The 23,629-nt window shown below is 43.7% G+C and carries 22 protein-coding genes; 11 read left to right on the top strand and 11 right to left on the bottom strand.

Features of this window, described 5'->3' with window-relative positions; all coding sequences use genetic code 11:
* Nucleotides 1-11: 11 nt before the first annotated feature.
* Entirely contained in the window at nucleotides 12-1,046 is a 1,035-nt protein-coding gene (gene murB, locus IHE35_RS08430) for a UDP-N-acetylmuramate dehydrogenase (protein WP_242786984.1), read from the bottom strand.
* Nucleotides 1,047-1,049: 3 nt separating this feature from the next.
* Complete coding sequence (locus IHE35_RS08435; protein WP_242786985.1) at nucleotides 1,050-1,562, bottom strand: low molecular weight protein-tyrosine-phosphatase; 513 nt, start codon at nucleotides 1,560-1,562, stop codon at nucleotides 1,050-1,052.
* Between the two features lie 116 nt (nucleotides 1,563-1,678).
* On the opposite strand from IHE35_RS08435, the gene IHE35_RS08440 reads away from it, so the two are divergent.
* On the top strand, nucleotides 1,679-2,839 hold the full coding sequence (locus IHE35_RS08440; RefSeq protein ID WP_242786986.1) for an iron-containing alcohol dehydrogenase: 1,161 nt from the start codon (nucleotides 1,679-1,681) through the stop codon (nucleotides 2,837-2,839).
* Nucleotides 2,840-2,891: 52 nt separating this feature from the next.
* On the top strand, nucleotides 2,892-3,341 hold the full coding sequence (locus IHE35_RS08445) for a thioesterase family protein (protein ID WP_242786987.1): 450 nt from the start codon (nucleotides 2,892-2,894) through the stop codon (nucleotides 3,339-3,341).
* A 3-nt stretch (nucleotides 3,342-3,344) separates the two neighbouring features.
* Here IHE35_RS08445 and dnaX read toward each other — a convergent pair whose 3' ends face one another.
* The 5 genes from dnaX to IHE35_RS08470 form a co-directional block, all read right to left on the bottom strand.
* Nucleotides 3,345-5,435: a DNA polymerase III subunit gamma/tau gene (dnaX, locus tag IHE35_RS08450; protein ID WP_242786988.1), complete on the bottom strand. Its 2,091-nt coding sequence runs from the start codon at nucleotides 5,433-5,435 to the stop codon at nucleotides 3,345-3,347.
* A 128-nt stretch (nucleotides 5,436-5,563) separates the two neighbouring features.
* Nucleotides 5,564-6,013, bottom strand: a complete 450-nt coding sequence (locus IHE35_RS08455) for a copper resistance protein NlpE N-terminal domain-containing protein (protein WP_242786989.1) — start codon at nucleotides 6,011-6,013, stop codon at nucleotides 5,564-5,566.
* 82 nt (nucleotides 6,014-6,095) lie between these two features.
* Nucleotides 6,096-7,346, bottom strand: a complete 1,251-nt coding sequence (locus tag IHE35_RS08460; RefSeq protein WP_242786990.1) for a serine hydrolase domain-containing protein — start codon at nucleotides 7,344-7,346, stop codon at nucleotides 6,096-6,098.
* 93 nt (nucleotides 7,347-7,439) lie between these two features.
* A complete protein-coding gene (locus tag IHE35_RS08465; RefSeq protein WP_242786991.1) occupies nucleotides 7,440-8,294 on the bottom strand; it encodes a MaoC/PaaZ C-terminal domain-containing protein in 855 nt (284 codons plus the stop codon).
* Between the two features lie 235 nt (nucleotides 8,295-8,529).
* Nucleotides 8,530-9,921 carry a 3-oxoacyl-ACP reductase gene (locus tag IHE35_RS08470; RefSeq protein WP_242786992.1) on the bottom strand — a complete coding sequence of 464 codons (1,392 nt, stop codon included), beginning with the start codon at nucleotides 9,919-9,921 and terminating at the stop codon, nucleotides 8,530-8,532.
* A gap of 240 nt (nucleotides 9,922-10,161) precedes the next feature.
* Between IHE35_RS08470 and IHE35_RS08475 the strand changes: the two genes are divergently transcribed.
* On the top strand, nucleotides 10,162-11,676 hold the full coding sequence (locus tag IHE35_RS08475; protein ID WP_242786993.1) for an acetyl-CoA C-acetyltransferase: 1,515 nt from the start codon (nucleotides 10,162-10,164) through the stop codon (nucleotides 11,674-11,676).
* A 72-nt stretch (nucleotides 11,677-11,748) separates the two neighbouring features.
* Here IHE35_RS08475 and aceI read toward each other — a convergent pair whose 3' ends face one another.
* Nucleotides 11,749-12,180, bottom strand: a complete 432-nt coding sequence (gene aceI / locus IHE35_RS08480; protein WP_242786994.1) for a chlorhexidine efflux PACE transporter AceI — start codon at nucleotides 12,178-12,180, stop codon at nucleotides 11,749-11,751.
* Nucleotides 12,181-12,278: 98 nt separating this feature from the next.
* Here aceI and IHE35_RS08485 point away from each other — a divergent pair, with 98 nt between their 5' ends.
* The 4 genes from IHE35_RS08485 (at nucleotide 12,279) to IHE35_RS08500 (ending at nucleotide 16,254) form a co-directional block, all read left to right on the top strand.
* Nucleotides 12,279-13,175 carry a LysR family transcriptional regulator gene (locus IHE35_RS08485; protein ID WP_242786995.1) on the top strand — a complete coding sequence of 299 codons (897 nt, stop codon included), beginning with the start codon at nucleotides 12,279-12,281 and terminating at the stop codon, nucleotides 13,173-13,175.
* Nucleotides 13,176-13,256: 81 nt separating this feature from the next.
* Nucleotides 13,257-14,240: a transaldolase gene (tal, locus tag IHE35_RS08490; protein ID WP_242786996.1), complete on the top strand. Its 984-nt coding sequence runs from the start codon at nucleotides 13,257-13,259 to the stop codon at nucleotides 14,238-14,240.
* Between the two features lie 67 nt (nucleotides 14,241-14,307).
* The gene (gene leuE, locus IHE35_RS08495) at nucleotides 14,308-14,958 is read left to right on the top strand and encodes a leucine efflux protein LeuE (protein ID WP_242786997.1); all 651 of its coding nucleotides are present in this window, start codon (nucleotides 14,308-14,310) and stop codon (nucleotides 14,956-14,958) included.
* Between the two features lie 123 nt (nucleotides 14,959-15,081).
* Nucleotides 15,082-16,254, top strand: coding sequence for a benzoate/H(+) symporter BenE family transporter (locus IHE35_RS08500; RefSeq protein WP_242786998.1), 1,173 nt, complete (start codon nucleotides 15,082-15,084; stop codon nucleotides 16,252-16,254).
* Between the two features lie 10 nt (nucleotides 16,255-16,264).
* Here IHE35_RS08500 and IHE35_RS08505 read toward each other — a convergent pair whose 3' ends face one another.
* Entirely contained in the window at nucleotides 16,265-17,290 is a 1,026-nt protein-coding gene (locus IHE35_RS08505; RefSeq protein ID WP_242786999.1) for an alpha/beta hydrolase, read from the bottom strand.
* Between the two features lie 267 nt (nucleotides 17,291-17,557).
* On the opposite strand from IHE35_RS08505, the gene IHE35_RS08510 reads away from it, so the two are divergent.
* Nucleotides 17,558-18,001 carry a universal stress protein gene (locus IHE35_RS08510; protein WP_242787000.1) on the top strand — a complete coding sequence of 148 codons (444 nt, stop codon included), beginning with the start codon at nucleotides 17,558-17,560 and terminating at the stop codon, nucleotides 17,999-18,001.
* Nucleotides 18,002-18,113: 112 nt separating this feature from the next.
* The gene (locus tag IHE35_RS08515; RefSeq protein ID WP_242787001.1) at nucleotides 18,114-18,560 is read left to right on the top strand and encodes a universal stress protein; all 447 of its coding nucleotides are present in this window, start codon (nucleotides 18,114-18,116) and stop codon (nucleotides 18,558-18,560) included.
* 57 nt (nucleotides 18,561-18,617) lie between these two features.
* On the opposite strand, the gene IHE35_RS08520 is transcribed toward IHE35_RS08515, so the two are convergent.
* Both IHE35_RS08520 and pepN read right to left on the bottom strand, forming a co-directional pair.
* Nucleotides 18,618-18,827, bottom strand: coding sequence for a hypothetical protein (locus IHE35_RS08520; protein WP_242787002.1), 210 nt, complete (start codon nucleotides 18,825-18,827; stop codon nucleotides 18,618-18,620).
* Nucleotides 18,828-19,027: 200 nt separating this feature from the next.
* Nucleotides 19,028-21,640 (bottom strand): aminopeptidase N, encoded by a 2,613-nt coding sequence (gene pepN / locus IHE35_RS08525; protein ID WP_242787003.1) that lies wholly within the window; start codon nucleotides 21,638-21,640, stop codon nucleotides 19,028-19,030.
* Between the two features lie 392 nt (nucleotides 21,641-22,032).
* On the opposite strand from pepN, the gene IHE35_RS08530 reads away from it, so the two are divergent.
* A complete protein-coding gene (locus tag IHE35_RS08530; protein WP_242787004.1) occupies nucleotides 22,033-22,290 on the top strand; it encodes a hypothetical protein in 258 nt (85 codons plus the stop codon).
* A 154-nt stretch (nucleotides 22,291-22,444) separates the two neighbouring features.
* Nucleotides 22,445-23,608, top strand: coding sequence for a hypothetical protein (locus IHE35_RS08535; RefSeq protein WP_242787005.1), 1,164 nt, complete (start codon nucleotides 22,445-22,447; stop codon nucleotides 23,606-23,608).
* Nucleotides 23,609-23,629: the final 21 nt, after the last annotated feature.

Here is a 23,629-nt window from a genome sequence, read left to right on the forward strand (position 1 = left end):
CTATTTATCCTTTAATCCTGATGTGAGCGGATCATGCCATTTTCAGCAAACAAAACTGGCTCCGGTTCTAGGAGAACGCCAAATTTTTTCTGAACGTCAGTCTGTACAGCCTTATAGGTTGCACGTACGTCCTTGAGTGAGGCATTGGCATAATTTACCAGCACCAGCGCCTGTTTATGGAACATACCGACTGAACCCAGCTGTTTACCTTTCCATCCACTTTGATCAATCAACCAGCCGGCTGCCATTTTAACTTGATTATTCGGCTGCGGATAATGAGGTAAATTCGGGAATTGTTGAGCAATTTGGTCAAAGAATTGTAATTCAACTACTGGATTCTTAAAGAAACTACCAACATTTGGATATTCTTTAGGATCAGGCAATTTGCTCTGACGAATCTGAATCACCTGGCGCTCCAGATTTTCTGGCGTCTGTTCATCACCTACTGCTGTTTTCAGGTCACCATAATTGAGTTTAAGCTCAGGCTGTTTCAACAAACGGAAGATGACATGGGTAATGATGTAGCGGCCCGGATGGTCTTTAAAGATACTATGACGATAGGCGAAGTCACAATCTGCTGCTTTGATTGAGCTAAAACTGTGATTTTTACGATCGTAGACTTCAACGCTTTCAATAAACTCGCCAACTTCTACCCCATAAGCACCGATATTCTGTACCGGTGAAGCGCCGACAAGCCCCGGAATTAAAGCCAGATTTTGCAGGCCATAAAAGCCTTGCTGTGTGGTCCATAACACAAAATCATGCCAGTTCTGGCCTGCACCAACGCGAAGGCATTGCACCTGATCATCCGCATCCAGCAGTTCAATACCCTGGATGTCCATATGCAATACCAGTGCATGAATTTGTTCCGGTAAAAGCATATTGCTACCACCCGAGAGAATCAGAACATTTAGCTGTTGCTGCTTGGCGAATTCTAGCGCCTGAATCAGGTCTTCATTTGATTGAATTTTGCAGTAATGTGATGCCACTGCATCCAGACTGAGGGTATTAAAAGGTTTAAGTTGAACCTGTGTTTGGATTTGCATGACTTAAACCTTAAGCTCTTTTTGTTGCATTTTAAAGACATCGATCCATGCAAGACTGCTGGATTCACACTGATTGAGTACGCGTTCAAAACCTTCAGCACCGCCATAATAAGGATCAGGTACTGCCTGTTTTGGATAATCAGGATCATATTCGCTCATCAGGGCGACTTCGGCACGTAATTGACCAAATTCTTGTTCAGCACATTTCTGCAGTGCAAGAATATCACTGAGATTGGCGTCATCCATCGCAAGAATCAGATCAAAATCAAGGAAATCCTGTAGAGTCAGCTGACGGGCACGCAATGCAGACAGATCATAACCACGCTTTAAGGCATGTTCCTGACTGCGCAAATCAGGGGCTTTACCCGGATGATAATTACTGGTTCCCGCCGAATCGACCATAATATTGAGATTATGTACATCGCAATAATGTCTGAGGACCACCTCTGCCGTGGGAGAACGACAAATATTTCCCAGACAAACACATAACACCTTAAATGGCGTTCTGGATGACATAAACAACCTCAGCACTACTTTATTTTCAGGATTCTTATGTTAAGTTATTTGTATAGTGAATCCTATATCACAACACCACAATAATATGAATTTGGATAAAAATTAAGGAAGCAGCCATGCAAAGATTTCAATTTCAGACTGTTCCCAACATCATTGCCGGACTTGGCACAATTCGTGAGCTGCACCAAATTCTACAGAAAGGCAAATATATACGTGCGCTGTTAGTGACCGATCAAGGCATGATTGCACAGAATCTGCATGAGGAAGTTTTATACATTATCAATGAAGCAGGTCTGGATTACGCTATCTATGCTGATGTGCAGGCAGATCCGCCAGAACATATTATAGCGGATGCCATCTCTTTCGCCCGTCAGGAACAGATCGATGTGGTGATTGGTTTTGGTGGTGGCAGTTCACTGGATGTGGCCAAGATTATTGCCGTCTTGAGCCACGCACAGCAAACCCAATGCCTCCATGAGCTATATGGCATCGATCAAGTTGAAGGCCCACGTCTGCCCCTGATCCTGATTCCGACTACAGCAGGAACCGGTTCGGAAGTAACCCCAATTTCGATTGTGACTACAGGTGAGACCACCAAAACTGGAATTGTTTCCCCTTTCCTGTTTGCGGATACTGCCATTCTGGATGCCAGCTTTACCCGTAGTTTGCCTCGACACATTACGGCAGCGACCGGCATTGATGCCATGGTACATGCCATAGAAGCTTATACATCGAAAATCAAGAAAAATCCCTATTCGGATATGCTGGCCAAACAGGCATTAAAGCTCCTGAATAATAACCTGGCTCGTGTTCTGGATGATGGCGATGACCTGGAAGCACGCCAGAATATGCTGGTTGGTTCCATGCTGGCTGGTCAGGCTTTTGCCAATGCACCCGTCGGTGCAGTACATGCTTTGGCTTATCCACTTGGCGGCCATTTTCATCTTTCCCATGGGCATAGCAATGCGATTGTGCTGACTGAGGTACTGAAATTCAATGCCCCTGCGGCCAAACAGCGCTATGCTGAACTGATGACCTGGCTCGATCCCTACAGCAAAGGCTGCCATGATGGTTTAACCGATCTATTTATTGATCATTTTAATAATCATCTGGAACGTAGTGGTTTACCTCTGAAACTGAGTCAACTGGATATTCCTGAGCATATGTTAATGATGCTGGCGGAAGATGCCATGAAACAGACGCGACTGTTGCAAAACAATCCGCGAGATATGACTGTGGAAGACGCTCTACAGATCTATCAGGCGATTTATGCCTAATGTCTACCAATTAGCAACTTAAATTCATCTCAATTTTTATAAGAAACGATTCATGAGCAAAGCAACTGTCAAAACCCGTGAGCAATATACTTTCTTCTTCAGTATTCAGACCCGCTGGGCGGACAATGATCTATACGGCCATGTCAATAATGTTAACTATTACAGCTATTTTGATACCGCAGCCAATGCCCTGCTGATCCAACATGCTGGTTTTGACCCAAGGACTTCTCCCCATATTGGTTTGGTGGTGAATTCCTGCTGTCAGTTCAATCAGGAGCTGTCTTATCCAGAAGTGATTGAAGTCGGTGTCAATATTGCCAAGCTAGGAAGTTCCTCTCTGACTTATGACCTAGCCATCTTTAAGCAAGATCATGACCAGGCTGCAGCACAAGGCAGTTTTGTACATGTTTTTGTCGATCGTCATACACGAAAAAGCACCCCGATTTCGAATGAAATGCGAGATGCCCTATGTCCGTTTATACACAGTCGCTGTGAAATCTAGAACTTATTTCAGCTGAATGTTCTTCAATTCCGCATCGAAATTCTGTACCAGATCTTTCACCGCAGGTTCTGCATGTAGAAGTTCTTCAGCACGTTTAAATGCACGCACCTTACGTTCACGCTGCATGGTGTAAGGTATCAGTTCGTTGACATCTTCAAACTTCACCTTGAATTGTGTACCTGTCCACTGCTGTTTCAGTGCTTCTTCTAGCGTATGTTGCAACTGACCGAGTAACTGCTGGTAACGCTCCGGAATATGAAAAACTGATTCTCCATCAATCTGCCCGGTCATGATGCCGTACTGTGCCAGCTCCTGTACGGCCGGTGAAAGCTGGCTATTGCGGAACCAGAATTCCCATTTTTCTACAGTCCATTCACCCTGCATGTCCTGTACCGGAATTTGCAGAATATCCTGTGGCATCAGATTGCGGTCTGTTGAAATATCTGCATTTGCTGACTGGATATTTACAATTTCCGACGAAACTATAGGCGCTGCTTGGGATTCAACTGCGATATTTTCAACAGTTTCTGGCTCAGGTGCTGCTGCAGACAAACTGAATTCAGGCTCATTCTGCTCTACAGGTGCAGTAGCATGATCTTCAGGAAGATATTCTTCTAAAAGGAAATCATCACTGCTGGCTTCATTGCTTGCTGTAGCCGGTTCTACAGGTAAATCATCAAAACCAAACAGGCCATCTTCCACACTTGGATCAAACATAATCTGATCCGTACCTGTTTCAACTGTAGTAGGTTCTGCTGCCTGTACTTCGACAGATGCATTATCTAAATTTGGCTCAGTCTCATCATCGAGAAAATCATCGGAAGATGGCTCAGACTGCGCAGAGTCTGGGCTATATTCAGGCTCATCCTCATAATTTTCATCTAATGGAAAATCTTCGACCACCGGTGATGCAACTGGAGCACTTTCCTGTTGGGGTACAACGTTTGGCTGTGCAACTACAGGTGCCACTTGTTGAACTTGTACAGTATTGGCTTGGATTTCATTTGGCTGCAATGGGCGGAACGCCAGCAAGCGCAGCACCGTCATTTCAAAGCCCTGCTCCTGCGTTACTGCCATTTGCAGATCAGCACGACCTTTACAGGCAATTTGATAATACAGCTGCAGATCTTGTGCTGAAATCAGTCCTGAGAGCTGCATGATTTTCTGGTTAATTTCAGCACTATATTTCAGACTTAAATCTGGTAAATATTGTAAAAGTGCCAGTTCATGCAAGGTTGAAATCAGCTGATCCAGTACTAAGGAAACATCCAGTGCTTGTTGACGGAATTGAAGCAGAAGTTCACTGACTCGCGCTTTCTGGTTCTGATGAATTGCCAGAATCAGGTCATAGATAATGGTGCGGTCAATCAGCCCCAGCATCTCTTTCACGTCCTGATGCTGAATCGCCCCCTGACCATAGGCAATGGCCTGATCGGTCAGCGACAGTGCATCACGCAGTGAACCTTGAGCGGATTCGGCAATTTGCCAGATCGCATCCTGGTCAGCCTGAATACTTTCTTTTTGTAAAATATGACCCAGGTGATCAGTAATTTCATCGACTGCTAATGGACGCAAAGTAAACTGTAAACAGCGCGAAATAACCGTAATCGGGAGTTTTTGCGGATCTGTGGTTGCAAACAAGAACTTCACATGTTCAGGTGGCTCTTCCAGCGTCTTTAACAAGGCATTGAAAGAATGGGTAGAGAGCATGTGTACTTCATCGATCAGATAGACCTTAAAGCGACCTTGAGTCGGTGCATACGGAACGTTATCTAACAGTTCACGTGTATCTTCAACTTTTGTGCGGGAAGCTGCATCAATCTCGATCAGGTCAATAAAACGGCCTTCATTTACGGCGGTACAGGTTGGACACACCTCACACGGCGTTGAAGTCACCCCTGTTTCACAGTTCAGGCATTTTGCAAGAATACGTGCAATCGTCGTTTTACCCACACCGCGCGTGCCCGTAAATAAATAGGCATGATGCAGACGACCGCGTTCGAGCGCACTGGTTAAAGCACGAGAAACGTGGTTTTGACCCACCAATTCATTGAAATTACGAGGACGATATTTTCGTGCAAGTACCTGATACATGTATGCTCCTTTTTACAGGTCTAAGCATACTGTTTTTTTGATAAATAGTGAAATAAATGCAGGAATTGAATAAATAAAAATCCCTTTTTTATTCAGATAAAAAAAGGGATATAAAACAAAAACTTTTATCAAGAATTTAGGCTTTCAGCTAAAATAAAATCACTTTGCATCTGATAGCGTTTGCCTGTTTGATCTTCACGAATTTCCAGTAAGCCCTTTTCCAGATCAACGAACAGTAAATTTCGTTTAGCCACATTGAGCAATTCAATCTTCTGGCGGCTATCATCCTGGAAACGGATTTTACCGCTAATCGTTTCAAGCTCGTTATGACCACTCAGGCTTTCACGTTCCAGCACAAAGGTTTCATTTTTATTCAGTCGAAGTTTTACTGCCATTCCCGGGCAATCTTCACAGCTGGATAAACATCCCATACACGGGGTTGTACCCTGATATTCACCCACCCAAGCCGTTTGCATCGCTTGGGCTTCAACCGCAGTTTGGGCTTTATCCTGTTTGGTTTCCTGACAGCCCCATAGTGCCGCCGTTGCCACCAGTGGAATCAAAACAACTTTCTTCATGACTCTAGATTCAGCATGTTGATTATGCGGCAACATAGCATAGTGAATACGTCAGGTAAATTGTATTCATTTATCCAGAATCTTAAAACCAGCCTTTACGTCCGGTCTGGATCTTATCAGCGCAGCGTAAAGCTTCCTGGGTTAAGCCCCACAGACGGTAATCGCCAGTAATAGAGGCTGTAGGGAAATTATGGGTATAGGCAAAACTCAGGTTACGTTCCGGATCACACCAGGCCCCAGAACCATTAAAACCGACATGGCCAAAGCCTTGTGTTGATTTTCCTAAAGTCAGGATACGGTGATAGCCCAGACGCCAATGCATCGGAAACGGCATAATCCGGTCACGATGGGTATATTGCACCGTGCTTAAACGTGTAAAAGTCTGTTGGGAAATAAGGTCTTGTCCTTGCCATTGGCCTTGTTGTGCCAGCATGGCATAGACTTTTGCCAGACTCTGAGCAGTAAATACTCCGGTTGCTGCAGGAATAATGGCTTTAAGCCCTTCATCACTAAAGAAATTTAGATGCTTCATGCCTTTAGGAATCATAGCATCCTGAAAATCCTGCGGATTCTGACCACTCAGCTCTAAGGCGCGTTCCATCAGGTTGGGTTTTCTTGGTTGATGGGTTTGTTCTGCGCGTGGCCGAGCCTGTTCTTTTTTCCTATGAATCGGACGAGCAACGCGTGGCAGTTCATGCTCGGGCACACCAAAGTAAGCACCATCTAGCTGTAATGGTTGCACCAGATATTGATCCATCAACTCGGCAAGTGTTTTGCCAGTCGCTTTTTCTAGTAATCCACCGACTTGCCAGCCAAAAGTGAGTGGCTGATAGGCTGCATCTGTTCCTAAAGCAAAACGTGGTCTGGCTGCGGCAATACGTTGCAGTAGATGCGGCCAGTCCGCCATTTCCCGGGCATCCTCGATGATATTGCGAATATCATATAAACCACTTTGATGGCTTAGCATATGTGCCAGCGTGATCTGGTCTTTGTCTTGCTGGGCAAACTCTGGCCAGTATTCTGCTACTGGTGTGTCATAGCTGATCAGCCCATGACTGACCAGGATATGTGCCAAAGTTGCTAAAATACCCTTGCCAGTGGAATAGCACACTGACAGTGTATCCGGTTGCCACAACTCCTGTTCAGATTTCTTGCCGGTATAAATATCCAGGACTTTTTCACCCTGATGATATACCACCAGTGCAGCACCGCCCTGTCCTACACGCGCATCCTGAAAACGACTAAACTGCACGGCTAGATCCTGAAAGCGAGGATCAACATGACCTTGATAGTTATCGGTACTGGCGGAGAAATATTGTTTAATCGGTTTCATGCGTCCTTCCTTGATACATGTTTCAACTGAAATCTAATGTTTAGCACAGGCTGAAATAAAAAAGCCTAAATCAGGTTTAGGCTTTTTAGATCATTACAAGGCTTTGATACTACCTGAAACATGTGGTTTCTGGCTTTTCGCATTGCGGATCAGGAACTCAGTATCATTGCCAGATGTTGCAGTGACGAACTGAACCTTGGATGGCAAATACATTGGCAGTTTAAACGACACATCCGCTTCATAGGTATCTGGCAAGTTCAAACTCGCTAACGCTCTTGCCTTACTCCACATACCATGCGCAATCGCCTGTTTAAAACCAAAGGCTTTCGCTGTTAGCGCATGAATATGGATCAGGTTAAAATCACCTGAAGACATGGCATAGCGACGACCGGTATTTTCAGAAATATCCCATTCTGCATTAACTTCATAATTCGGTGTCTTGCTTTCTGCAGTTTTTGCAGATGCCTTTGCATCGGTTTTTTGACGTGATAAATAGGTGGTTAATGCCTCAACAACCACATCATTACCGACTTTCACCGTAGTAATGAAATCGAACTGTACGCCTTTGTCATGTGGCTGCAATTCACCAAACTTGCAAGATAAAGTCAGCTGTTCATTGACACCCACTTTACGGTATTGCTTAACCTGGTTCCGGATATGCACCAGACCTAAAATCGGAAATGGGAAAGCTTCTGAGGTCATCATGTGCATTTGCAGGCTTTGTGACAGTACCGCCAGATAGATCGCCGGAATATATCCATTGTTCTTAAAGCCACATACGGCGTTATAAGCTTTTAAATGCTTCTGATCAACCTTGAATGAATCCACCACGTATTCAACTTGCGGCAGAACTTTTTCACCCTTTGGCTTTTTCACAATCAGGCCCTGAATGATTTTTGGATAAGCAAGATACGGCTTTGGAAGTTGACTAAAATGGCGAGTATGCATACTGAACCTTTGGAATATTTTTATTTCAATTTAGATTGAAAGCCCCTTCTCCCTCTGGGAGAAGGCTGGGATGAGGGTAATATCTCATCCTACCTTCTATTTAATTTATTTAACCTCTCCCTAACCCTCTCTTGCGCTAAACCTTCAAGCAATGCTTAAAGTTAGCTCAGGAGAGGGAATTCTTGATCTACTCTACGGGTTAATATACAGAGAGAAAAGAACTTTTCAGGAAGAATTACGCCCCTAGCAGGCTCTGACCACATACACGAACTACGTTGCCATTTAAACCTGTAGAAGCTGTTGAAGCAAACATCGCAATCGTTTCAGCCACATCGACTGGTAAGCCACCTTGGCTCATTGAATTCATACGGCGGCCAGCTTCACGAATTGCGAATGGAATCGCCGCAGTCATTTGAGTTTCAATAAAGCCTGGAGCAACGGCGTTAATGGTAATACCGTCGTTTAAAGTTGGGGCTGTATATTTCACAATACCCACTACACCCGCTTTAGATGCTGCATAGTTAGTCTGACCCAGGTTACCCGCAATACCAGAGATTGAAGATACACAGATAATACGGCCATTCGCGTTCAGACCATCATGAGACAAGAGATAGTCATTTACACGTTCGATCGCAGACAGGTTGATATTGATCACCAGATCCCACAACTCAGGCTTCATGTTCGCCAAAGTCTTGTCACGGGTAATACCAGCATTGTGCACAATGATATCCAGACCACCCTGTGCAGCTGCTGCAGTTTTGATTTTCTCACCTGCATCTGCAGCAGTAATATCAATCGCCAAGGTAGAACCACCGATCTCAGCTGCTACACGGTCAAGATCCGCTTGCTGTTGCGGAACATCCAGACAAATCACATGCGCGCCATCACGTGCCAGTACATGGGCAATGGCTTCACCAATACCACGGCTAGCCCCTGTGACTACAGCTGTCTTACCTGCTAGAGGTTTAGTCCAGTCCACATCTTGAGTCGCTGCTTGAGATACGCGAATCACCTGACCAGATACATAAGCAGAACGTGGAGAAATCGCAAAGCGTAGTGCGGATTCGAGATTAGCCTCAGCACCATTGTCCACATAGATCAGATTCGCTGCGATACCTTTCTTGAATTCTTTACCAACTGATTTTACAAAACCTTCAAGCGCACGTTGTGCAATCGCCTGCTTCACTGAAGTTGCTGATTCAGGTGTTGTCCCTACAATCACAACACGACCAGATGCCTGAATTTGACGCGCGATTGGATTAAAGAAGTCATATAAGGCTTTTAAGTCGTCCGCATTCTGAATACCGGATGCATCAAATATTGCCACTTTAAATTTTGATTCTTTGTCGCCCTGGTTAAACGCACCCAGATTCAGGCCGACTTGTGCAGCAGCCTGTTGCAGTTCAGCATTATTTCCTGCATAGCTATTGGCATGAATATTTGCCAAAACTTGTGCAATTGATCCAGTCAACGTACTGCCAGGTGCAGCACCCACTAAAACAGCACCTTTGACTACAGGAGTTGCAGCGTCATAGCGCTCAAGAAAAGTTGGGGATGGAAGACCCAGGTTTTTGATGACAAATTTACCAATAGGAGATTTTGCAAATGCTTGGTACTGGTCAGTCATGATTATTATCTCTCATACAAATTAGTTTTTGATCGATCTAAAGTTATCTTTTAACTTCAATATGCTGTCAGATACTTATAATTCAATAGATCCATCAGAATCTGGTCAATAATACTTGAGATAATAAGCAGATGACTTGACCTAAGCGCACTCTGTAATGTCATTCTAGTCAATTCAGCCTATAGCCTTCTATGCTAATGTAGCGACCAAGATAATGATCAATTTGCCTGGTAAAGCCTTATGAGCAAAACAACTCAAGAAAATCCAGCAGTCGAGAATCCTGTAGCTGAAAGCGTGTCAAAACCATCAACAGCACGCAAGCGCACCAGCAAAACGACCAGCGCAACGTCTACAGAAAAAACTCCGACGAAAACCACGCGCACCCGTGCTGCGTCTAATCGTGCGGAAAGAACGACTTCAAGCAATAAAACCTCAACACCAAAAACACAGATTTCTGTTCAACAGGACCAAGACATGAGCCAAAACACTGTTCGCCGCGTTGCTATTATCGGTGGTAACCGCATTCCATTTGCACGTTCTAATGGTGCTTACTTTACGGCATCCAATACTGATATGTTCACCGCAGCCCTGAATGGCCTGATTGAACGCTTTAACCTGCAAGGTCAACGTTTGGGTGAAGTGGTTGCTGGTGCAGTATTGAAACACAGCCGCGACTTTAACATGACCCGTGAATGTGTACTGAACACTGCCCTAGCACCTGAAACTCCGGCTTATGATATTCAGCAAGCCTGTGGTACTGGTCTGCAAGCTGCATTCCTGGTTGCCAATAAAATTGCACTCGGTCAAATCGAAGTCGGCGTTGCTGGTGGTGTAGATACTACTTCTGATGCACCAATCGCATTTGGTGATGGCTTACGTAAAGCTTTACTTGAACTAAATATTGCAAAAACTGCAAAAGACCGTCTGAAAGCCTTAACTAAAATCAATGTTAAAGACCTGATGGATGCACCGAAAAATGGTGAACCACGTACTGGTCTGTCTATGGGTGATCATCAGGCGATCACGACACTGGAATGGGGCATTTCTCGTGAAGCCCAGGACGAACTGGCTGCATCTTCACACCAGAAAATGGCTGCTGCTTATGAAGAAGGTTTCTTTGATGACCTGATCACACCATTCCTAGGTTTAGAGCGTGACAATAACCTGCGACCGGATTCATCAGTTGAAAAACTGGCTAAATTAAAACCCGCTTTCGGTAAAGGCGATGCGCGTACCATGACGGCGGGTAACTCTACTCCGCTGACAGATGGTGCATCTTGTGTACTGTTAGCATCTGAAGAATGGGCAAAAGCAAATGGTCATGAAGTACTTGCATACTTAACTTTCCAGGAAACTGCTGCAGTTGATTTCGTTGAGAAGAAAGAAGGTTTATTGATGGCACCTGCGTATGCCGTTCCACGCATGCTGGAGCGTGCTGGTCTGAAACTTCAAGATTTTGATTACTATGAAATCCATGAAGCATTTGCATCGCAAGTACTTTCAACCTTGAAAGCATGGGAAGATCCGAAATTCTGTAAAGAGCGTTTAGGTCTGGATGCACCATTAGGTTCAATCGACCGTGCCAAACTGAATGTAAAAGGTTCTTCACTAGCAGCAGGTCACCCATTTGCTGCAACAGGTGGTCGTATCATCGCGACTGCTGCGAAATTATTAAACCAGAAAGGTTCAGGTCGTGTACTGGTATCGATTTGTGCGGCTGGCGGTCAAGGCGTGACTGCAATCATTGAAAAATAATATTTACATCGAATTAAAAAAGCACCTCAAGTGAGGTGCTTTTTTATTGATCATACAGTGCTTTAACACAAATCAACTTTTAGCATATTCAGGACGAATTCCCATTTTTATTTCGATCTGGTCATAGCACCACTGGAAAATAAAGGTATAGACCAAAATACATAGCGTCAAACTCAAATCTGTCAAAATTGCCTGCCATAAACTCATTTCTAAAGCATAGGCCACCATCGGAATAGTCGCTAGCATCAAGCCACCTTCAAAACCGATAGCATGCGCAATACGCACTTTAACAGTTCTTTTTAGCTGACGTTTCGCCTCGATCTTTTCAAAATAATGGTTAAACAGCATATTCCAGACGACGGAAGTGACTGCCATGGCCACACCTAAAGTTCCAGTCACTTCCATCGGCAGCTGAAAGATATAACTCAAGGCAATGGCAATAATGATTAACAGAATGACCTCATAGCTCAATGCATGCACAATCCTTCTGCTTGAAATTAACATTTCTGCTTACTCAAATAACTTAACAATATTGCTTAGTTTATTTTCAATTATTTGATTATTCGAGTTAGAATCTTTCAAAAATATTGATAGATAAGAATATGAATATTAATCAGGAACAATTACTGCTGTTTAAAGCAGTGATAGAGACTGGCTCCTTCTCGGCAGCCGCACGCAAGCTTGGCAAAGTGCCCTCCGCGGTGAGTATGGCAATTGCCAATATGGAAATTGATCTGGATTTACAGCTTTTCGAACGGGTTGGTCGTGAGCCACAACCTACGACAGCAGCTCAAGTGCTGTATGAAAAGACTGAACAGCTATTGGTTGAAATGAATCAGTGGAAGCAGCATGCTCAAGCATTAAGCTCAGGGTTAGAGTCTGAACTGAATATTGTGATCGTATCTGAGCTATTACACACACGCTGGACCGATTATGTTGTATTGCTGGAACAAAAGTTTCCAGATTTACAAATCAATGTATTCTCTGCCCCACAAGAAGATGCTCAACGTCTGCTATTTGAAGGCGCTGCCCAACTGGCATTGATGTTTGAACGAGAGCAATTGGAAACCCGGGAACAATTTGTAGAGCTGAAAAAAGAAACGCTTGTTGCCGTTGCAGCAAAATCCCATGCTTTGAGTCAGCTTGATCAGGTCAGCTATGAACAGATTCTGAATAGTCGTCAAATTGTGGTTGCCAGCCGTGATCATCTGATCAAGCCAGAACTGTTATTTTCCAGAAACTACTGGCGTACCGACAACCATCACTCCGCCTATCGACTGATTAAACAGGGTCTGGGCTGGGGAATTTTACCGATGGAAATGCTGCATGAACATCCACATATTCAGGAACAACTGTATATTCTGAATCTGTATGATTTCACCCCAAAGTTTGATTATTTTGTCGATCTGGTCTGGAGCCGTGAAACCAAACTCGGCCAAGCTGCACATTTTTTGATTAATCACATCAGAAATCAACGCAAAACACAGATTAGTTACTGAAAATAGTCAGTGAACACTTGGGAAATAAGCACTTTGTGATATAACAGAATGCATAAGCAATAACCTAAGAACTAGATCCAAATGACACAAAGTGCGTTAAACCAACTAAAACAATTCACTACCATTGTTGCGGACAGCAGTGATTTAGTTGCGATTGAAAAATTCCGTCCACTCGATGCAACCACCAATCCTTCACTGATTACTGCTGCAGCGAATCAGGCTGAAAACAAGGCTCTGATTGAAGATGCCTATACACAGGCTAAAGCCGAAGCTTATGTAGGCAATGAACTGATTGAACGCACTATTGACATTCTTACGGTTAAATTTGGTGTGGAAATTCTTAAACTGATTGAAGGTCGAGTATCAACTGAAGTTGATGCATCCCTGTCTTATGACACGGAAGCGACGATTGCCAAAGCCAAAGAATTGCTGGCACTGTATGCACAATACGGCGTTTCTTCAGACCGCATCCTGATCAAGATCGCATCGACCTGGGAAGGTATTCAGGCAGCACGTGCACTGGAAGCAGAAGGCATTCATACCAACCTGACCCTGCTCTTTGGTCAGCATCAGGCACATGCCTGTGCAGATGCTAAAGTTACCCTGATTTCGCCATTCGTTGGCCGTATTCTGGACTGGTACAAAAAAGCTGAAGGTGTAGATCAGTACCCGATAGAAAAAGATCCAGGCGTGTTATCGGTAAAAAGCATTTACAACTTCTATAAATCACACGGTATTCAAACTGAAGTGATGGGTGCCAGCTTCCGTAGTATTGATCAGGTGCTGGGTCTGACTGGATGCGACCTGTTAACGGTTGCACCCAACCTGCTCGATCAACTGGAACAGGATCACCGTGTCGTTGAGCCGCAGTTGTCTTCGGACCATGTGCCAAAGCAAGGGGCTTTAATTCCAATTAGCCAGGAAGACTTTAAACAGCAACTAGAACAAGATCCAATGGCTTCCCAGTTACTGGAAGCGGGTATTCAAGGCTTTATTAAAGCACGTGAACAGCTATCTACCCTGTTAAGCCAAAGTTTTACAACAGATTCAGAAATTAAGGCTTAAATCTTAATTCAGCTATAAGCCGATGCAGGTATAATGCCGCATCGGCTTTTTTGTATGTGGGTTTTGCGTGTTTGGTATCACTGATTTAACGACCTTTATCATTGGAACAGCGTTAATTGTGATGTTACCCGGACCGAATTCCCTCTACGTCATGTCGGTAGCTTCTCGCTACGGGATTAAAACCGGATATCGGGCCGCATTCGGTGTCTATGCTGGAGATATGGTTTTAATTTTCCTGACCGCACTTGGGGCAGCATCTTTACTGCATGCTTTTCCGGTCCTGTTTACTATTCTGAAAATTATTGGTGCGGTGTATCTGAGCTATCTGGGTATTAAATTGTTGATTGCGGCTTACCATACCTGGAATACCGTACATAGCAATGCACAGATCCAGCAAGCCGAGCAGAATCTGGAGCATTTACATCCCTTCCGCACGGCGATGACCATTAGTATTCTGAATCCCAAAGCGATTCTGTTTTATCTGTCTTTCTTTGTGCAATTTGTTGATCCAGCCTATCCATACCCTGCACTGACTTTTACGATTCTGGCAATCATATTGCAGATTATCAGCATGTCTTATCTCAGTATCCTGATTTTTTCAGGTGCTACGCTGGCTCAATTCTTTGGACATCGTTATCGTCTGACTTCACTTTGTGTAGCCAGTGTGGCGATCCTGTTTTGTGGCTTTGGGCTAAAACTGGCAACCTCAACTTTGTAAAAACATCATGTTCCTACAGTTTAGAACGATACGTGATTTAGGTTGTTTTTGCCTTTAAGGGCATGCTTTAAGGGCGTATGATGAGTTCACTTTTCATTCATACTGATTCACCCTGCAACGGATATGCAAAAATTTCTTCAAGACTTCTCCCTGCCCGCAGTCTTTGCCGGCTTTATTACTTTTTTAGTGGGTATCAGCGTTTCCTCCGTGCTGGTAATTCAGGCCGCACAACTCTTGGGCGCAAACACCTCAGAGATTACTTCCTGGTTCTGGGCCTTAGGTATCGGGATTGGTCTTTGTGGACTCATTCTTTCCTGGAAGTTTAAATATCCAGTGGCCACCTCCTGGTCGACAGCGGGTTTAGCCTTGATCTTGGCAACCGGCACAGGTTATAGCCTAGCTGAAGCCTTAGGCGCTTTTCTAATTTGTGGCCTTATCACGGCCATTTTCGGTTTTCTGGGTATTTTCGAGAAAGTCCTGCATGCTATTCCGCAAAGTCTAACCAGCGCAATGTTGGCTGGAGTCTTGCTTAAATTCGGCATTGGTCTGTTCGCCAGCCTACAGCACGAGCTGGGCTTTATCCTGTCCCTACTCGCTGCCTATGTCATTGCCAAGCGGCTGTCACCGCGATATAGCATTGTCGTTACCGTAATTGCTGGTGTACTTCTATGTCCAATATTTCTGGGCTTCAATCCACCAAGTCTGCATTGGTCTCTGGCTCATCCAGTCTGGATCAGTCCTGAATTTTCCTGGACTGCGATTCTTGGTCTGGCTTTTCCACTCTTTGTGATTAATATGGCATCGCAATATTTGCCTGGCTTAGCAATGATTAAAAATTATGGTTATACGCCACATGTGAATCAGCTGATTGGCTGGACCGGTACTGCTCAAACCTTACTGGCTCCTTTTGGCTGTTTTGCCGTCAATATTGCAGCGATTAGCGCCGCGATCAGCCTGGATGATCAGGCCCATCCAGATAGCAAGAAACGTTATATCGCTGGCATGAGCTGTGGTTTCTTCTATATCCTCATGGGCTTATTTGCAGCAACACTCACCAGTATTCTTTTAGCCTTCCCTGCTGTGTTTATTACTGCACTGGCAGGTATTGCCCTGTTTGGCACCATTGCACATAACATTACACTTGCTTTCGGCCAAATGGATGAACGCGAGGCAGCACTATTAACTTTCCTGTTTAGTGCTTCAGGGGTGCAATTCCTCGGGATCGGCTCTGCATTCTGGGGGCTATTGTTTGGCCTAGTGGTACACCTGTTCTTTAAATGGCGTAAAACTTATTAAGACCTTTATCTCAATTAGGGGTGGATAATACACCAGTGGGTGATTGCAGAAATTCAAGCGTCCGTTCAAAAGTCTGCTGGCTTTCTTTTTTACCCATATAGAACTGATACTCATGAATCAGCCAGGTTTTTGATTCTGGGTAAAAGATTTCCTTTACCGGAACCTGATTCGCTTTCAAGACCTGCATAAATGGATAAGACTGCGTTTCTGTGAGAAAGTCCTTATTTCCGCCACTAATCAGCACAGGCGGATAATTTGAGGTAATGTGCCGAATAGGTGAGATCTGTTTCAGGAACTCCGCATCATGCCGGCGATCTCCTGTATAGGCCTGCACCATATTATGAACACCCCATTCAATCAGTTTGATTTTTTCTGGTGCCGTATCCACAAACGCGTTCAGGTCATAAATACCACAGTGCAGAATTAGTCCTTTAAGCTGTGCAGGCTGGATCGATGGAATAAAATCAGAGTTTTGGGCGAAAACTGGATTGGTTAACAAGGCCGCATAATGACTGGCGAGATTGGCGCCCGCAGAGTCTCCAGCCAGATAGAGCTGATCTGGATCAATCTTGTATTGCGAAGCATGCGTCTGCAGATAAGCCAATGCCCTATTAATTTGCTGTAGCTGACTTGGATAAGTTGACCGAGGAGCAAGCTGATATTGCACAGACACCACGTTATAACCTTTTGATGCCAGCTGCTTAAAATAACCGCGTGCATGTTCCCGAGATCCAGAAATCCAGCCACCGCCATGAATCCAGATCACTGTTGGACGCTGTTCCAGTTGAGCAATATGCTGTGGTTGATATAAGTCCAGACCCAGCCGCCGATCAGAATCATAGAAAATATTTTGCTGCACAATGACATCGTCCGGCGCATAACGATCCAGGATTTTCTGCTGCACAGCCGTGGTCATATTAAAAGCAGTGGCAATAATTTTAGTGTTTTGTGCCGTACTCTGACAGCCAGATAACCCACATAAAAAGATTAAGCCGAGTAATCCTGTTCTTGCCCTGACTATATGTGTATTCACCATATCTTGAATATTTCCACGAATAACTTTCCAAGTTTTAACACGCTATAAATTTGAACGAAGTCAGCTTAATACAGATTGATGAAACCTGTTTAAAATCCGGGCATTTCAGTCTGTTTTATCTGCCAATCAGTCTACAGTTTTTTGTAAATATATCACTGTAATTTAATGTATTTTCAGATTTTTTAGTATTTTGCAATTGAACCCCCCTCATCACTGTGCTATCAATAGTTTAAAGCAAGACCAAAACGAAACCGGAGTATAAATAAGATGGCCTATCAACATATTTTAGTCCCTGTGGACGGTTCAGAAATTTCCTTTTCAGCAGTACGTCATGCTGCAAAAATTGCCAAGGCATTTGGTAGCAGACTGACAGTCGTGAGTCTCATTGCAGAAAATCCTTTTACCGAGGCAGATTTCTACTACAGTTCTGCCATTATGAAAGAATATTTTGTTGAAGCACATGCCAATGCCAAGAAAGCATTGAAGCAAGCGACCATCATTGCCCAAGAAGAAGGTGTAGAAGCTGAATCACATATTGTGACAGGTTTAGTCAATGCCGAGCATGTTGCAAACACTGCAGAAGAAACTGGTGCAGATTTGATTGTAATGGGTTCACATGGCCGTAAAGGCTTCCAAAAGATCATTCTGGGCAGCTTTGCACAAGACGTTTTGGGTGCTTCGGAAACACCTGTGCTGATCATTAAAAAATAATCTGGTTCTGCGTATTACTTGATGCGTAGTACATTTAAAGCACTGCAATCATTCATCACGCCAGCTACAGCTGTGTTCTGTTTCCAAGCGTGCATCATTATCAGGAATTTTTATGAATCATTATCAACATATCCTGGTCGCAATTGATGAATCGCCTATCTCTTATGCGGCTGCGGAACATGCGCTCGATATTGCAAAAGTTTTTGGCAGCAAAGTGACCTTAATCAGCGTCATTGCGGTTGATCCTTTTTCTGGAGTGGATTTTTACAAGGTTGCACCAGCCGTCACCGATTATTTTATGCAGGCCGAGCAAAACGCACTGGATAGGCTCAATGATTTAAAACATACCTTTACGCGTGAAGGGATAGATCTGGATATTCGGATTCTGCATGGTGTTTCACCCTCAGAAGGTATTCTGCAAACCACGCATGAATTACCTGTGGATTTGATTGTGATGGGGTCGCATGGTCGTAAAGGAATGCAAAAACTGATTTTAGGCAGCGTGGCACAAAATGTACTGGGCTTGGCTGAAACTCCAATACTGATCGTGAAAGAATAAATTCCCTTCCCCATCAAAAAGCCTGTCTAAATGACAGGCTTTTTGTTTTTCTAGAAACTAGCGAATTTTCTGGTTCAAGTCGTTGAGGAACATTTCCGCTTCCAACTGGGAGCTGAACACTTTGATATATTCGCCAGATTTCTGTACCGAATTTGGTGTGTATTCCAAATGAAGTTCGAATACTCCACGCATACTGTCCTTGATTACTCGCACAGCAATAATGTGCTGAGTATTTAAATAAAATCCATCTTCAATTTTCAATAACATTTCAATTCGCCCAATTATCAGATCATATTGATCTTTACATCGTGAGCGCCTGAAAATGGCGTCACACATACTTCGATATGTGTTCTTATGGTAAAACAAAATTTAATAGATACTTTCTTTAATAACATATTGAATAAATATTACTGCCGTTCTAAATAAAAAAGCCGGATATCAAATCCGGCTTTTTCAACAAGGTTTAATTAAACACTGAGCATGCTGTTCAAAGTTTCACAAACATTTTTAGATTTCACCAGTGGTTTTAATGCCTCAAGTTGAGCTTTTACTTCCTCACGTTGTGGTTCAGCCAAAGTGTACCAACGAGATAAAACTTGAAGCAGACGTGAACCGACAATCGGGTTTTTCTCATCCAGATATTTGGCGAGCGTAATATAATGTTGTACACCAAAACTCCAGGTATTCACTGGGTTTGCATTCAGACCACCGCTGACAGCGCGGATACGGTTTGGTACTTTTAGATCGTAATCTGGATGTTCAGTCAGCGCCTTAATGGTCGCAGCAGTGGCGTCCGGATGTGCAGCCTGCAACATGAACCACTGATCCAGAGCAAGGGCTTCATCTTTAAAGCGCGCGTAGAAATCTTCCAGCGTCGCTTGTGCTTGTGGTGCATCATTCCATACCAGTACACGCAGCGCACCAAGGCGTTCAGACATATTGCCCGTATTTGCATATTGTTGCTGAGCCAGCTCAAATGCTGCTTCATCTCCTTCACGCGCCATCATCATCAGCATGATATTTTTCAGTGCACGGGTACCCATCGCCTGAGAGAAATCAGATTGCAGATCCGGATCAAGAGACAGGTAAATTTCTTTGGCAGTATCACCAAGTGCACGCGCTAATTTATTCAGCAAGGCATTGCGTTTTTCCTGAATCTTGCTTGGGCGGTAGTCCACATCAATACGACTGCCAAGATAGCCTTCGGTCGGTACATCAAACAAACGTGATGCCAGCAATGGATCCTGTTCAATCACACTCGGCAAGGTATTCAGCATTGCCTGAACATAAATCTCTGCTGCAGACTGATCATTCAAGAGAATACGCTCAAGCAAAGTCTGAGTCGCCTGCCAGCGGTTGAAACCATTGGTTTCATGTTGCAGCAAGAATGCCAGCTCTTTATCCGAATAATTAAATTCCAGATTGACCGGTGCCGAGAAGTTACGCAGTAATGACACCACTGGTTTTGCTTTTACACCAGTAAATTCGATACGTGCCTGATCCTGATCAAACAGGTATACGCCATCCTTGACGCCATTTTCAAACAGCGCTGCTGCATTTAAGGTCAGCTGTTCACCACTCTCGGCATCGAACAGAGCCAATGCCACCGGAATCGGTACCGCTTTCAGATTTGGATATTTCGGATGTGCTTTCAGGCTTTGTTTGAAGTTCAAACAATAGGTCTGTGCTTCTGCATCATACTCACCATGCACTTCCAGTTTTGGGGTACCTGGCTGGTTATACCAGATCAGGAAACTGGAGAGATCGACACCAGAACCTGCGCTTAATGCTGCAACCCAATCTTCAACCGTGACTGCCTCACCATCATGACGGCGGAAATATTCATCCGTACCCATGCGGAATTTTGCCTTACCAAGCAAGGTCGCCATCATGCGGTTAATTTCCGCACCTTTTTCATAAACTGTCGCAGTATAGAAGTTATTGATTTCGACAAAATGATCTGGGCGTGGTGGATGTGACAATGGACCTGAATCTTCAGGGAACTGATGCGCTTTCAGTACCGCCACATCATCAATACGCTGTACGGCTGCAGACTGTAAATCTTCCGAGAATGATTGATCACGGAATACAGTCAAACCTTCTTTTAAACACAACTGGAACCAGTCACGGCAGGTAATACGGTTACCGGTCCAGTTATGGAAATATTCATGTGCAATCACTGACTGTACTCGCATGATCGCAGCATCAGTCGTATATTCTTCATCTGCCAGCACACATGAAGTATTAAAGATATTTAAGCCTTTATTTTCCATTGCGCCCATGTTGAATGCACTGGTGGCCACAATCATATAATTGTCGAGATCATAAGGACGGCCATAATGTTCTTCATCCCAACGCATAGAATGCTTTAAGGCTTCCATGGCAATTTTACATTTTGGAATGTCTTTTTCTTCGGCATAAATTTCCAGTGCTACATCACGGCCTTCAGAAGTCGTATAGCGATCCTTCATCACAGCCAGATCACCGATCACACAGGCAAACAGATAGCTTGGCTTTTTAGTTGGATCTTGCCAGATCGCATAGTGGCGGTCTTCGCCTGCTTCACCAGTTTCAATCAGGTTACCGTTAGCAAGAAGTACCGGGAATTTCTTGTCTGCTTCTACACGTGTGGTAAAAACAGATAGGACATCCGGACGGTCTGGATAGAAGGTAATTTTACGGAAGCCTTCTGGTTCGTTCTGCGTTACGAACAGATCTGAACTGGCTTGATACAAACCTTCTAATTGGGTATTGGATTCAGGATGAATACGAACCACGGTTTCAATCGTGGCATTATCCGGTGCATTAGTAAGCACCAGCTGTTCAGCATCAAGCTTATACTCACTTTCAGAAAGTGGCTTACCATTAACATGAATTGATTGCAGTTCCAGATCACGCCCGAGTAAAACCAGATCACCTTCGGTCTGACGCTGCATCACCAGTGTAGAACTGACCAGCGTATGATCTGCATAGACCTGAATATTCAGCTCAATCGAGTCAACGATATAAGAAGGTTTTTGATAGTCTTTTAAATAAATGGTTTGATCTGCTTCGATCGCTGAATTAGCCGCAATATTCATGTCATGTCCTGATTATCTTGTCGAAATCGACATTTATAGTCTTTAAATCATACGCCAAGTTGCAAACACTGTGTGTGTCATTCACTGTTTGAAACTAATATGGGCATTCTTTGCACCAGTTTCAATTCATTCTGCTTAAAAGAGCAGCAGTTATTCAGGTGAAATGTTGAATACAGTCATTATTTTAACAATGTCATATTTTTTTACAGTTATATAAAAAAATGATTTTATTAAAGTTAATATAAATAAATAAGCTATGCAGAATGTTTTAGCAAATTTTGAGCATGGTTCTTGCTACTTATATATGTGCCAATATGAAGTACTCGCCAAGCAGCTACAGGCGAAAATTATGACAACACATTGAATGTATATAACAAAAAATGAGGTGAGCTATGTATTTAAAAGAGCATATCGTACGTGTTGAAAACATCAAGACACTACAAGCACTCGATCAAGCCAACATTGACCATAAAGTGATTGCCCTGTTTATGAGCTGTGAAGGCATCAAGATGCAGGCCTATGAAGTTGGCGCCATTCTGAACAGCTATGATGCACTGGGTTCCAAAAAGATTCAGCCTAAAAAAGTCCAGGCTTTAATTCATGCCAAACATCTGGGTGAAGAAGACGAAAGCTTACCTTGTCCAGTCTAAAGACCAATTTAAAACGATAACTGAGGGCCACTTGAGTGGTCCTTTTTCGTATTTGATGTTTAGCTCATAATGAAATCTTTAGCTTGAGTCACGCCTACTCAAGCCGCACTGTGTATAATGATTTTCCTTCTTCATTTTTCTATTGTTAGTTGATATGACCCTTAATGTTTTGCAGAAACAGCTCGATGAAAGTACCGCATGTCCCTTGTGTCAGGCAGCGATGTACTGGGTCGAGGCAGAACAATTTGATCAGGAACTGAATTATCACGAATGCAGTCATTGTCATCATCAGCTTTATCCTGATCAAAAACATAACTGCTTCTGTGAAAAATGCCTGGCCAATCGTAGACGTCAAATGAAGGAAACACGTCTGCAGGAAAATCGTCAGCATCAAAAAAGCAAACAGGATGTGCATCAATATGAATTAGGTCAGCTCAGCTTTTTGAACAAGCTGTTTCTATTGGCCATTCTGGATGATCATGTGCATGAACACAGCCAGCACGCTGAATATATAGACTGGGATCAGATCAAATATCACAACATCAGTCCAAATTATTTGATGCAAAATGCGCTGGTCAAACGCCTCAGCAAGGAAAATATCCTGAGCCTAAAAGACTTTAATGCTGATCAGCAGCATTATTATATTAACGTGCGTCTGGATGGTTACTCAGAGCCGAGTTTATTCAGTATTACCCAGCAATTACGCCATTGGTTCTTTGAGAACTTAAGCAAAGGTGTGCCTTTTAAAAGTGCAGATGAAGTCAAAGAAACCCTATATTTTCTGCTGTATCAGGAAGTGATTCAATTTGCCCAGTTCTATTGTCGTAGCTGGGGCATTCAGATTGCGGGCAATAAAAGCTTTCAGACCTTCTGCTATCGGATGCTGGATGTATTGGCAGTGGGACAGATCTATTATCTGGTACAAACGGCGCTGGAATATTTATACAAACAGAAAGTCTTGCAAGCACGCAATGAAAATTTCATCAATACCAATTTGCTGAAAAAAACCTTGCAACAGTACCGTGAACGCGCCATCAATGAAAAATGGGAAACGTCTACCCTGCCACGCCCACCGCAATTGCCTTTAAGCAAAATGAGTGCAATTCTGTTCTTTCATTTCCTTGGCTATGATGAAAATATTTTCTTCCAGCCAATTTGGCGTTCATGGCAGCAGATTGAGCCTCGTTTAAAATTTTATTCTAATAAACGCTGTATGTATTGTGGTTCCGAGGAACTGACCGTGGATTATGATGCCACGGACTATGTCAGTCTCTGCTGCCGCAACTGCAAACATCAAGATCATTATTTTACCCGCTGATGGATTCAGCCCAGACGCACT

Source organism: Acinetobacter sp. ASP199 (genome assembly GCF_022700675.1).
Lineage (GTDB): Bacteria > Pseudomonadota > Gammaproteobacteria > Pseudomonadales > Moraxellaceae > Acinetobacter.

Coding starts and splice junctions, on each gene's coding strand:
- IHE35_RS08465 (WP_242786991.1), bottom strand. CDS start 8,294: ATGCATACTCGCCATTTTAGTCAACTTCCAAAGCCGTATCTTGCTTAT.
- IHE35_RS08535 (WP_242787005.1), top strand. CDS start 22,445: ATGACCCTTAATGTTTTGCAGAAACAGCTCGATGAAAGTACCGCATGT.
- IHE35_RS08530 (WP_242787004.1), top strand. CDS start 22,033: ATGTATTTAAAAGAGCATATCGTACGTGTTGAAAACATCAAGACACTA.
- IHE35_RS08460 (WP_242786990.1), bottom strand. CDS start 7,346: ATGAAACCGATTAAACAATATTTCTCCGCCAGTACCGATAACTATCAA.
- IHE35_RS08505 (WP_242786999.1), bottom strand. CDS start 17,290: ATGGTGAATACACATATAGTCAGGGCAAGAACAGGATTACTCGGCTTA.
- IHE35_RS08520 (WP_242787002.1), bottom strand. CDS start 18,827: ATGTTATTGAAAATTGAAGATGGATTTTATTTAAATACTCAGCACATT.
- IHE35_RS08500 (WP_242786998.1), top strand. CDS start 15,082: ATGCAAAAATTTCTTCAAGACTTCTCCCTGCCCGCAGTCTTTGCCGGC.
- IHE35_RS08515 (WP_242787001.1), top strand. CDS start 18,114: ATGAATCATTATCAACATATCCTGGTCGCAATTGATGAATCGCCTATC.
- IHE35_RS08440 (WP_242786986.1), top strand. CDS start 1,679: ATGCAAAGATTTCAATTTCAGACTGTTCCCAACATCATTGCCGGACTT.
- IHE35_RS08470 (WP_242786992.1), bottom strand. CDS start 9,921: ATGACTGACCAGTACCAAGCATTTGCAAAATCTCCTATTGGTAAATTT.
- IHE35_RS08510 (WP_242787000.1), top strand. CDS start 17,558: ATGGCCTATCAACATATTTTAGTCCCTGTGGACGGTTCAGAAATTTCC.
- IHE35_RS08485 (WP_242786995.1), top strand. CDS start 12,279: ATGAATATTAATCAGGAACAATTACTGCTGTTTAAAGCAGTGATAGAG.
- dnaX (WP_242786988.1), bottom strand. CDS start 5,435: ATGTATCAGGTACTTGCACGAAAATATCGTCCTCGTAATTTCAATGAA.
- IHE35_RS08445 (WP_242786987.1), top strand. CDS start 2,892: ATGAGCAAAGCAACTGTCAAAACCCGTGAGCAATATACTTTCTTCTTC.
- tal (WP_242786996.1), top strand. CDS start 13,257: ATGACACAAAGTGCGTTAAACCAACTAAAACAATTCACTACCATTGTT.
- IHE35_RS08455 (WP_242786989.1), bottom strand. CDS start 6,013: ATGAAGAAAGTTGTTTTGATTCCACTGGTGGCAACGGCGGCACTATGG.
- aceI (WP_242786994.1), bottom strand. CDS start 12,180: ATGTTAATTTCAAGCAGAAGGATTGTGCATGCATTGAGCTATGAGGTC.
- IHE35_RS08475 (WP_242786993.1), top strand. CDS start 10,162: ATGAGCAAAACAACTCAAGAAAATCCAGCAGTCGAGAATCCTGTAGCT.
- murB (WP_242786984.1), bottom strand. CDS start 1,046: ATGCAAATCCAAACACAGGTTCAACTTAAACCTTTTAATACCCTCAGT.
- pepN (WP_242787003.1), bottom strand. CDS start 21,640: ATGAATATTGCGGCTAATTCAGCGATCGAAGCAGATCAAACCATTTAT.
- IHE35_RS08435 (WP_242786985.1), bottom strand. CDS start 1,562: ATGTCATCCAGAACGCCATTTAAGGTGTTATGTGTTTGTCTGGGAAAT.